This window comes from Stenotrophomonas sp. YJH_SMC_14-1 (genome assembly GCF_059372275.1).
Window position 1 is genome coordinate 15,655 of sequence record NZ_JCAFVK010000001.1, and the last position, 10,647, is coordinate 26,301.

7 protein-coding genes are annotated in these 10,647 nt (G+C 66.3%); 3 read left to right on the plus strand and 4 right to left on the minus strand.

The genetic code is table 11. The features are described from left to right. Position 1: 1 nt before the first annotated feature. Positions 2–2,128, minus strand: coding sequence for a TonB-dependent receptor (locus tag AC5P9P_RS00150; protein WP_049403831.1), 2,127 nt, complete (start codon positions 2,126–2,128; stop codon positions 2–4). A 221-nt stretch (positions 2,129–2,349) separates the two neighbouring features. On the opposite strand from AC5P9P_RS00150, the gene AC5P9P_RS00155 reads away from it, so the two are divergent. Together AC5P9P_RS00155 and AC5P9P_RS00160 are read left to right on the plus strand one after the other, a co-directional pair. Beyond that, positions 2,350–3,735 carry a class II 3-deoxy-7-phosphoheptulonate synthase gene (locus tag AC5P9P_RS00155; protein ID WP_033835443.1) on the plus strand — a complete coding sequence of 462 codons (1,386 nt, stop codon included), beginning with the start codon at positions 2,350–2,352 and terminating at the stop codon, positions 3,733–3,735. Between the two features lie 850 nt (positions 3,736–4,585). Beyond that, positions 4,586–5,770 carry a mechanosensitive ion channel family protein gene (locus AC5P9P_RS00160; protein WP_032966454.1) on the plus strand — a complete coding sequence of 395 codons (1,185 nt, stop codon included), beginning with the start codon at positions 4,586–4,588 and terminating at the stop codon, positions 5,768–5,770. A 91-nt stretch (positions 5,771–5,861) separates the two neighbouring features. Here AC5P9P_RS00160 and AC5P9P_RS00165 read toward each other — a convergent pair whose 3' ends face one another. From AC5P9P_RS00165 to typA, 3 genes are read right to left on the minus strand one after another with little or no spacing between them, the layout of a single operon-like run. Beyond that, positions 5,862–7,484, minus strand: coding sequence for an amidase (locus tag AC5P9P_RS00165; RefSeq protein ID WP_049403833.1), 1,623 nt, complete (start codon positions 7,482–7,484; stop codon positions 5,862–5,864). Positions 7,485–7,525: 41 nt separating this feature from the next. Further along, positions 7,526–7,993 (minus strand): DUF2127 domain-containing protein, encoded by a 468-nt coding sequence (locus AC5P9P_RS00170; protein WP_005408223.1) that lies wholly within the window; start codon positions 7,991–7,993, stop codon positions 7,526–7,528. Between the two features lie 11 nt (positions 7,994–8,004). Next, the gene (gene typA / locus AC5P9P_RS00175) at positions 8,005–9,852 is read right to left on the minus strand and encodes a translational GTPase TypA (protein WP_005412346.1); all 1,848 of its coding nucleotides are present in this window, start codon (positions 9,850–9,852) and stop codon (positions 8,005–8,007) included. 273 nt (positions 9,853–10,125) lie between these two features. On the opposite strand from typA, the gene AC5P9P_RS00180 reads away from it, so the two are divergent. Next, the gene (locus AC5P9P_RS00180) at positions 10,126–10,617 is read left to right on the plus strand and encodes a peptidylprolyl isomerase (protein ID WP_005408225.1); all 492 of its coding nucleotides are present in this window, start codon (positions 10,126–10,128) and stop codon (positions 10,615–10,617) included. The last annotated feature ends 30 nt before the right edge of the window (positions 10,618–10,647 follow it).

Genomic DNA, 10,647 nt, shown 5'->3' on the forward strand with positions numbered 1-10,647 from the left:
CTCAGAAGTCCTGCTGCAGGCTCAGGTAAGCACCTCGGCGCGGTCCCCACTGCGGGGCGAAGACGCCGACACCGCCACCGTCGCGCAGCTGGTAGCTGCGATCCAGTGCGTTGATCACGGCCAGTTGGACGTGCAACGGATGGCCGCTGTCGGCATTGAAGTCGTGCCCGGCGCTGAGGTTCACCTGCAGGTACGACGGCAGCTCGCCGCCGTTGGGTACGCCCTCGATGTCCGAACGCAGGCCGCTGCCGAACACGTAGTTGGCACCGATCCGGTTGTGTCCGGCAAAGGCGTAGCTGAAGCCACCCGATGAGGTCAGTTTCTGGTCGTGGTCGAGGTGGATCCAGTGGTCGGCCACATAGGCCAGCGCGTCCGGATCGAGGTTGTACTGGCTGGTGATCACCTGGGTGCCGATGGCCTTGTTGTACGCCGCGTTGAAGTAGGCGCTGAACGGGCCGTTGCTGTAGTCGGCACTGAACTCCAGTCCACGGATGTGGCCACGGCGATAGTTGAACGTCGAGTAGATGTAGGCGGCGCCGAACTGGCCTTCGTCCTGCAGGCGTGCGACGCGTCGGTCATACGCGTCCAGGCCCAGGGTCAGGTGCTCGCCCAGTTGCTGCGAGACGCCGATGTCGTAGTAGTCGCTGCGCTCGGCCAGCGGCGTGTTGTTGCCGCCGCTGGGCTGCTGGTTGGTGGTGCCGTCGTACAGCGCGATGTCGCTGCTGGCAATCAACTCGCTGGCCGGTGGCGTGAAGTAGCGCGAATAGCCGGCGTGCACGGTGGTGCTGTCGCTGGCATTCCAGACCACGCCCACGCGCGGGCTGAGCTGGCCTTCGGTGCGGCCGAAGGCCTTGTAGCGGTCGCCACGCAGGCCGTAGTTCACGGTCCAGTCGTCGCCGATCTTCCACTCGTCCTGTACGTACAGTGCCAGCGTACTGGCGTGGAACGCGCTGCGGTCGGGGATCAACAGCGGTGTCGTGCCGGACTGCTGGCCGCCGTCATCAACCGGGAACACCCAGCTGTTGCTGCTGGCCCGCGCGTTCTCGTAATTGCCGTACAGGCCATAGCGCAGCGTGTGGTCGTTGCCCAACGGCGTTGAGAAGTCGGCCTGCAGGGTGTTGGCGCGGTTGCTGCGCTGGACCTGCGAGGCGACGCCACTGAACACCAGGTCGCCCACCACGTCCGGGTTGAACGCCACGTCGCTGTAGCGCTGTCCGGCCGATAGCTGGTACGCGGTGCCGCCCAGCGTGCCCTGCAGCACCAGCATGCCGAAGCGGGTGGTCTCGCGCTGGGTCTCATCCAGCTGGCTGGAGTCGAAGGTGGTGGTGTCCAGATAACCGAACTGTGGGGTCTGCCCGGGGTTGACCGGGATCTGGAAGCGGTTGTTGGCGAAACCGGCGAACACGCTCAGGCGGGTGTTGTCATTGACCAGGTAGGTCAGGTCGGCGAAGGCCTTGCCCTGGTGGGTGTCGTCGTGCAGCGGCTTGCGTGAGTTGGTGGGGTTCTCCAGGCCGACCTCGTTCTGGTCGTAATTGCCGGTCAGGAACCAGCTCCAGCGCCCCTGGCTGCCCCACCACGAGGCGTTCGGATTGATCTTGCCGAACGAGCCGGTGGTCAGCCCCGCGCTGCCGCCATTGCCCAGCCCGGCACCGTTGCGGGTGGTGATGTCGACCACCGCTGCGGTGCGCTCGCCGAACTGCGCCGGCAGTGCGCCGTCCATCAGGCGGATGCTCTTGATGGTGCGCGCGTCCAGGGTCTGGCCGAAGCCGGAGATCGATTCGGGCAGCAGCACGCCGTTGATGCGGTACTGCAGGTTGGCGTGGTCGCCACGCACATGCACGCCGCCATAGGAGTCCTGGACCATGCCAGGGGCCTGCAGCAGTACCTGGCTGAGTGGCGCGGAGGCACCCAGCGGCTGCTTCTGGATGTCCTCGGCGGTGATCTGGTACTGGCTGCTGCCGATGTCCGGCGACAGCGTGTTGCGGGCCTGGTCGAGCTGGGCGTGGACGGTGACCGCATCCAGATCCTTGACGGACGAAGCGGGGGCGTCGGCTGCCGAGGCGAAGGCGGGCAGGCTGGCCAGAGCCAGGGCGAAGGTGATGCCGGTAGCGAGGGGCGAGGGCTTCATGGTGGGAGAGGTGGCGGCTGGATGTGGAAGGGGCCGGTCCATGACATTGAAGTGTTACTCCGTAACAAATCATGCGCCTGTCCCGGGCGGCTGACCATGCAGGATCTGGCCGCTGGCGTCGGCCTTTCTCTGCCGTTCAGGCGAGCCGGTAGGCCGGACCGGCCCTTTGCGTCAGCGGCCGGCTCTGCGACCATGACCGCCCCCCATCCCGGAAGTCTGCAATGAGCCTGTCCGCCGTTCCGCCTGTGCCCGATCCCGCCGCGACCGCCGCTGCCTGGTCGCCGGAGAGCTGGCGGGGCAAGACCGCGCTGCAGATGCCGACCTATCCCGACCCGGTAGCCCTGGAGGCGGCCCTGCACGAGCTTAAGCGGCTGCCACCGCTGGTCACCTCATGGGAGATCCTGGCGCTGAAGCAGCAGCTGGCCGAGGCCCAGGAAGGCAAGCGCTTCCTGCTGCAGGGCGGCGACTGCGCCGAGAACTTCAGCGACTGCGAATCGGGCACCATCTCCAACCGGCTGAAGGTCCTGCTGCAGATGAGCCTGGTGCTGGTGCACGGCCTGCGCCAGCCGGTGATCCGCGTTGGCCGCTTTGCCGGCCAGTACGCCAAGCCGCGTTCGGCCGATACCGAGACCCGCGACGGCGTGACCCTGCCGAGCTACCGCGGCGATGTGATCAACGCCCCCGCTTTCACTGAAGCAGCGCGTCTGCCGGACCCGAAGCGGATGCTGCAGGCCCACGCGCATTCGGCGATGACGATGAACTTCGTGCGTGCGCTGATCGACGGTGGTTTCGCTGACCTGCACCACCCCGAATACTGGAACCTGGAGTGGGTAAGCCACTCGCCGCTGGCGGCCGAGTACCAGAAGATGGTGGCCTCGATCGGCGATGCGGTGCACTTCATGGAGACCCTGGCCGGGGCCCGCGTGCACAACCTCAACCGCATCGACTTCTACACCTCGCATGAAGCGCTGCTGCTGCCCTACGAGCAGGCGCTGACCCGCCAGGTGCCGCGCCAGCAGGGCTGGTTGAACCTGAGCACGCATTACCCGTGGATCGGCATGCGCACGGCTGCGCTCGATGGCGCGCACGTGGAATACCTGCGTGGCGTGCGCAATCCGATTGCGATCAAGGTCGGCCCGTCGGTGACGCCGGACCAGCTGCTGCGCCTGATCGATGTGCTCAACCCGCACGACGAACCGGGTCGACTGAGCTTCATCCATCGCATGGGTGCGGCGCAGATCGCCGAGAAGCTGCCGCCGCTGCTGGATGCCGTCAAGCGTGATGGCCGCCGCGTGCTGTGGGTGTGCGATGCGATGCATGGCAACACCGAAAGCACTGCCAATGGCTTCAAGACGCGTCGCTTCGACAACGTGCGTGGCGAAGTGGAGATGTCGTTTGATCTGCATGCGGCCGCGGGCACGCGCCTGGGTGGCGTGCACCTGGAGCTGACCGGCGAGGACGTGACCGAATGCACCGGTGGTGCGCGCGAACTGACCGAGCGTGACCTGGAGCGTGCGTATCGCTCAACGGTGGACCCGCGGTTGAATTATGAGCAGTCGCTGGAGATCGCGATGGCGATCGTGCGCAAGCAGGAGCAGGTGCGGTAAGGGGTTTTCGGCAGGGCTTGCAGCCCTGCACCTGCTGCAATCAACGTCAACGGCAAAAGCCGAAGCCGAAGCAGCGGCAACAGCATGCATTCCATGGGCTGGCGGGGCGGGGTCGGAGTGCGGGGTCGCTGGACGTACCTCCCTGTAAGCTTGGCAGCCCCATCCATGCGGCTGACACCCCGCACTCCGACACCGCCCTACCTTCGACAGGTTCGGGTCGCTATTGGTGGGTGCCGACCGTTGGTCGGCACATCTGTCAGATGTCGAATGAATCATCCACGCATGGCGTGGATCTACTGGTAACTGCGGCGATTGGCATGCGCGCCTGTTGGTAGGTGTCGACCGTTGGTCGACACGATTTTTCTGTCAGATAGCAGTATTCAAAATGGGCTCCGACCCCGTGCCGACCAACGCTCGGCACCCACCATCAGCAGCAGGTTCCGACAGATCGCAGAAAACTGTCGAAGGCGGGGTGGGTCCGGTTGCGGGGGCGTGAGCCGCATTGGCCCGAGGCATGCCTCGGGCGGGTTGGGCAGGACGCCCAACCCCGGTCTTGCCGTGTGCGCAGGACTGCGCACACGAGCAAGCGGCGACCGAGCTTACATGGGTGAGGGCGCTTTGCTTGCGAAGCACCGCTTCGCAAGCGCCCGAACGCACAGCCGCCGGCGGCTGGGCCGAGCCCCGGAGGGGACTTGCAGCGCCCCCCGCAACCGGACCCACCCCGCCATCCCACAGGAAACCCGCTTCTGCTTCGGCTGTTGCTGTTGCCGCAGCACGCAGCAGGTGCAGGGCTGCAAGCCCTCCCGACCAACACCCTGCTTACGAACGGCTGACGTGACGCTCATGCGCCATGCGCGAGGCTGTCCACCTGGTTGTTCGACTGGAGGTGGCAACGGTGCACTGGCAGAGCGCACAGGCCTACGCATGGCCGTTGGGATTGGCCGTAGTGGTGGGCGGCATAGGCGCGTGGCTGATCCTGTGGATCTATCACCGGCTGAAAGGGCGTGATCGCCGACGTGCGCGTATCGGTCGAGTACTCGGGTTGCCGCTGGCTACCGCGTGGCCGCTGCTGCTGCTGATTCCCGCCTTGCAGGCGACGCCGCTGCAGGATCCGTTGCTGGGCCATCTGCAGCACGGACTCCACATTGCATTGATGGCCTGCTTCGTCTGGCTGCTGGTACGCGCGGTGGCGGCGGGCGAGCGTGCGATCCTGCGCAGCCATCCCATCGATGTCTCCGACAACCTGGAGGCACGCCGCATCCAGACCCAGACGCGCGTGCTCAGCAGGGTGTTGATGGGCGGCATCATCGTGCTCGGTGCGTCGCTGGTGCTGTTGACCTTCCCGATGGTGCAGAAGATCGGCACGGCGCTGCTGGCGTCGGCAGGCCTGATCGGGCTGGTGGCGGGCATCGCCGCCAAACCGGTGTTCGGCAACCTCATCGCCGGCCTGCAGATCGCACTGACGCAGCCGATCCGCCTGGACGACGTGGTGATCGTCGAAGGCGAGTGGGGACGCATCGAGGAGATCGGCAGCAGCTACGTGGTGGTGCGGATCTGGGATGAGCGGCGGATGGTGGTGCCCTTGACCTGGTTCATCGAGAACCCGTTCCAGAACTGGACGCGGCGCAGTGCCGATCTGCTCGGCACTGCGTTTCTGTGGCTGGACTATCGGGCACCGATCGCGGCGATCCGGGCCGAGCTGGAGCGCATCTGCCATGGCCAGGCGCTATGGGATGGGCGCGTCTGCGTAACCCAGGTGACCGAAACCAACGAGCGCGCGATCCAGGTGCGCCTGCTGGTCAGCGCGCGCAGTTCCGGTGATGCCTTTGATCTTCGCTGCCTGGTGCGCGAACGCATGCTCGATTTCCTCGCACGTGAGCATCCGCAGTCGTTGCCGCAGGTGCGTGCGCGGCTGCAACACGAAGACGAGCTGGATATGCCGCGTGGTCCACGTGCACGCACCTCGGATGTGCGTTCGCCAGGTGCTGAAGATGGTGAGGCCGCGATCGTGCCGGTGGAGCCACAGGATCGGTAGTGCCGGCCGCTGGCCGGCAACGCCGGAGCGATCGAGCTGCCGGCCAGCGGCCGGCACTACCGGAAGCAAGATGTCGCGGCGTCACCGGAGCTCAGGGCTCGCCGGCGTCGATCAGCGCATCGGTATCAAAGTGTGGCGGCCGCCGCGCACGGGTGCGCTGCTCGTAGGCGTAGGCCATTTCGATCAGCTTCGGCTCGCTCCAGGCGGTACCCATGAACAGCAGGCCGACGGGAAGGCCGTTGATCTGGCCCATCGGCACGGTCAGGCTGGGGTAACCGGCCACGGCAGCGGCGCTGTAGCTCTCGCCGGGGAAGTCGTCGCCATCGCTGCGGATCGGCCACGCCACACCGGTGGTCGGCGCCACCAGCGCATCGAGCTGATGGGCGGCGAGGGCTGCATCGATGCCTTCCGGACCGGCCAACCGGCGCGCATCACTGCGCGCGCGGATGTAGGCAGGGTCTGCCAGGCCGGTGGTGGCATCGGCCTCCACCAGCAGCTCCTGGCCGAACAGGCCCAGTTCCTGCTTGCTGTGCGCCTGGTTGAAGGCGATCAGTTCGGCCAGGCTGCGCAGTGGCGCGCGGTGGGTGCTGAAGTAGCGCTCCAGCCCGGCCTTGAATTCGTACAGCAGCAGCGTGCGCTCAGCCTCGGCCCACGCGCCCTGGTTGGGCAGCTCCACCGGCACCACCACGGCGCCGGCGCGACGCAGCTCGGTCGCTGCCTGATCGATCAGCGGCGGCATGCCGCGGTACTTCAGCAGCGGCGTCTGCAGCAGACCGATGCGTTTGCCGCGCAGACCCTGCGGGTCCAGGCGCGCGGTGTAGTCGTAGACCGCACGGCCGGGCATGGTCGCGGTGGCGGGATCGGCGTCATCGCGGCCGGCGATCGCAGTCAGCACGGCGGCAGCATCGGCGACGCTGCGGGTCATCGGGCCGGCGGTGTCCTGGCTGAAGGAGATCGGCACGATGCCATCGCGACTGACCAGCCCGACCGTCGGCTTCAGACCGACCACGCCGTTGATCGCGGCCGGGCAGACGATGCTGCCGTCGGTTTCGGTGCCGATCGCCACGCTGGCCAGGTTGGCGGCCACGGCCACCGCGCTGCCGCTGCTGGAACCGCACGGTGAATGGCTGATGCGGTAGGGGTTGCGGGTCTGGCCGCCGCGAGCGCTCCAGCCGGAGATGGAGTCATTGCCGCGGAAGTTGGCCCACTCGCTGAGGTTGGTCTTGCCCAGCACTACGGCGCCAGCCTCGCGCAGCCGGCGTACCAGGTAGGCATCGTCCGGACGGAAGCCCTGCAGGGCCAGCGAGCCGGCACTGGTGACCATCGGTGCGGCGTTGATGTTGTCCTTCAGCAGCAGGGGGATGCCATGCAGCGGCCCACGCAGGCGTCCTTCGCGGCGCTCGCGGTCGCGTGCGGCGGCTTCCTTCAGCGCGTCGGGGTTGAGCTCGATCACCGCGCGCAGGCGGGGCCCGGTGCGGTCCAGGGCGGCGATACGCTGCAGGTAGGCCTGGGTCAGGGTGGTGCTGTCCAGATCTCCGGCAGTCATCCGCGCCTGCAGGTCGGCGACATCGGTTTCGGCGTACGGGAACGGCACGTTGCGGCTCGCAGGTTCGGCCGCATGCGCGCTGGGCGTGGCCGGGCTGCAGCCAGCCGAAAGCAGCGCCGGCAGCGCGGCGAGCAGGCAGGTCAGCAGAGGCGGCAAGGACGGGCGCATGGGGCGGCTTGGTCGGCTCCAATCCCCAGTGTAGCCGGTGCTCAGCGGTGGCGCTTGCGCAGGTCGCGGGCGAGGACGTAGACCACGATCAGGTTGATCGCCAGGATCGTCCATGACGGCCAGCCGGGATGGCGGATGATCGCGAAGATGTCGAAAGGCAGGTACAGGGCGGCGGTCAGGCAGCCCAGCCAGGACGCCCAGGCCTTGGCCCGCCACAGGCCCCAGGCTTCGACCAGGTGCAGCAGGCCGTAGCCGATCATCCCCGCCGCGGCCAGGTGGACCGCGTCGGGACTGATCATGTGCAGCAGCGAGGGCAGGGTGCCATGGTCCGGATCGAGGCTGAAACGCCGGATCAGGGCCATGATGCCGTGCCGCAGCGGCTGCGGTCCGAGCACTTCCAGCCCGGTGGCGGCCAACAGCGCCAGCATCGCCTTGCTCGCTTCGAGCAGGGCGATGACGTGCAGACCCGGATGCCGGTGTGGATCCGGGTTGTAGCCGCTCTGGTTCACGGGGTGCTGGCTCAGCCGCCGCGCGAAGCCTTCTTGCGATCGCTCTCGGTCAGGAACTTCTTGCGCAGGCGGATCTCCTTCGGAGTGATCTCGACCAGCTCGTCGTCTTCGATGAAGTCCAGGGCCTGTTCCAGCGAGTACTTGATCGCCGGGGTCAGCTGGATCGCATCGTCCTTGCCCGAAGCGCGCATGTTGGTCAGCGGCTTGGTCTTGATCGCGTTGACGGTCAGGTCGTTGTCCTTGGAGTGGATGCCGACCAGCTGACCTTCATACACGTTGTCGCCTTCAGCAGCGAACAGCTTGCCGCGCTCCTGCAGCGGGCCCAGCGAGTAGGCCGGCGTGGTGCCCGGTGCATTGGCGATCATCACGCCGTTGATGCGCTTGGCAATCGCGCCCTGTTCCTTCGGACCGTAGTGGTCGAACACGTGGAACAGCAGGCCCGAACCCTGGGTCAGGGTCTTGAACTCGTTCTGGAAGCCGATCAGGCCACGGGCCGGGATCTGGTACTCCAGGCGCACGCGGCCCTTGCCGTCCGATTCCATGTTCTTCAGCTGGCCCTTGCGGGTGCCCAGCTTTTCCATCACGCCGCCCTGGTGGATTTCTTCGATGTCCACCACCAGCTGCTCGATCGGCTCCATCAGCTGGCCGTCGATTTCCTTGATGATCACTTCCGGGCGCGACACGGCCAGCTCGTAGCCTTCGCGGCGCATGTTCTCGATCAGCACCGACAGGTGCAGTTCGCCACGGCCGGAGACCAGGAACTTGTCGGCGTCTTCCAGCTGCTCGACCTTCAGGGCCACGTTGTGGACCTTTTCACGGTCCAGGCGGTCCTTGATCTGGCGGCTGGTCAGGAACTTGCCACCGGACAGGTCCTTGTTGCCGGCGAACGGCGAGTTGTTGACCTGGAAGGTCATCGAGATGGTCGGCTCGTCGACGGTCAGCGCCGGCAGCGCTTCCGGGAAGTCCGGTGCGCAGATGGTGTCGGAGATGGTCAGCTCCTGGATGCCGGAGATGGCCACGATGTCGCCGGCCTCGGCCGAATCCTGCTCGATGCGCTCCAGGCCCATGAAGCCCAGCACCTGCAGCACCTTGCCGTTGCGCTTCTTGCCTTCACGGTCGATGACCGCGACCTGCATGTTCTTCTTCAGGGTGCCGCGCTGGATGCGGCCGATGCCGATCACGCCCACGAAGTTGTTGTAGTCCAGCTGGCTGATGCGCATCTGGAACGGGCCTTCCGGATCCACTTCCGGCTTCGGCGCGTGCTGCATGATCGCTTCGTACAGCGGGGTCATGTCGCCGTCGCGCACGGTGTCTTCCAGGCCGGCATAGCCGTTCAGGCCCGAGGCGTAGACGATCGGGAAGTCCAGCTGCTCGTTGGTGGCGCCGAGCTTGTCGAACAGGTCGAAGACCTGGTCGATCACCCATTCCGGACGGGCGCCCGGACGGTCGACCTTGTTGACCACGACGATCGGCTTGAAGCCCATCGCGAAGGCCTTCTGGGTCACGAAGCGGGTCTGCGGCATCGGGCCGTCCATCGCGTCGACCAGGATCAGCACGGTATCGACCATCGACAGCACGCGCTCGACCTCACCACCGAAGTCGGCGTGGCCGGGGGTGTCGACGATGTTGATCCGGTTCTTGATGCCGGTCTTCTTGTCTTCCCAGGTGATGGCGGTGTTCTTGGCCAGGATGGTGATGCCGCGTTCCTTTTCCTGGTCGTTGCTGTCCATCACGCGCTCGGCGAGGACGGTGCGCTCGGACAGGGTGCCGGACTGCTTCAGCAGCTGGTCGACCAGGGTGGTCTTGCCATGGTCGACGTGGGCGACGATGGCGATGTTGCGAAGATTTTCGATGGACATACGAAAGGGGGCCAGTCGGCGCCGGATTTGGAAAAAGAAGTCCAACATTATACGTCGAACTTGACGATTCGCGAAAAGGTGGATTTCACATCCGTCGCGGGGCCCATTCAGCTGGCTGTCCGCCGCGTCGGCCGGGGCCGCCAGCGCCCGGAGACGCGGCTTCCCGTCCATGGGCTGAAGCCGGGTTCTTCACCGATGGTCGAAGCCGCCGCCGCCACGAGGCAGGTGTAAACTAGGTGGCTAGACGCGTTCCCCTCTGCATCAAGGATCTTCATGTCCCTCATCGCCACTTTCGACACCACCCAGGGCCCGATCAAGGTCGAGCTGTTCGCCGACAAGGCGCCGCTGACCGTGGCCAACTTCGTGAACCTGGTCAAGCACGGCTTCTATGACGGCCTGATCTTCCACCGCGTGATCGCCGACTTCATGATCCAGGGCGGCTGCCCGCAGGGTCGTGGCACCGGCGGCCCGGGCTACAAGTTCGAAGACGAGAAGAACGGCGTGAAGCACGAGGTCGGCTCGCTGTCGATGGCCAACGCCGGCCCGAACACCAACGGCAGCCAGTTCTTCATCACCCACATCAAGACCGACTGGCTGGACGGCCGCCACACCGTCTTCGGCAAGGTCCTGGAAGGCCAGGCCATCGTTGATTCGGTCAAGCAGGGCGACGTGATCCATTCGATCACCCTGGAAGGCGACGTCGACGCCGTGCTGGCCGCCCAGGCCGACCGCGTCGCGGAGTGGAACAAGCACCTCGCCGCCTGATCCCCCTTCGAAACGGCCACCCATGGGTGG

Excerpts from the sequence above, each read along its gene's own strand:
- typA (WP_005412346.1), bottom strand. The coding sequence starts at position 9,852 with ATGTCCATCGAAAATCTTCGCAACATCGCCATCGTCGCCCACGTCGAC.
- AC5P9P_RS00150 (WP_049403831.1), bottom strand. The coding sequence starts at position 2,128 with ATGAAGCCCTCGCCCCTCGCTACCGGCATCACCTTCGCCCTGGCTCTG.
- AC5P9P_RS00180 (WP_005408225.1), top strand. The coding sequence starts at position 10,126 with ATGTCCCTCATCGCCACTTTCGACACCACCCAGGGCCCGATCAAGGTC.
- AC5P9P_RS00155 (WP_033835443.1), top strand. The coding sequence starts at position 2,350 with ATGAGCCTGTCCGCCGTTCCGCCTGTGCCCGATCCCGCCGCGACCGCC.
- AC5P9P_RS00165 (WP_049403833.1), bottom strand. The coding sequence starts at position 7,484 with ATGCGCCCGTCCTTGCCGCCTCTGCTGACCTGCCTGCTCGCCGCGCTG.
- AC5P9P_RS00160 (WP_032966454.1), top strand. The coding sequence starts at position 4,586 with ATGCGCGAGGCTGTCCACCTGGTTGTTCGACTGGAGGTGGCAACGGTG.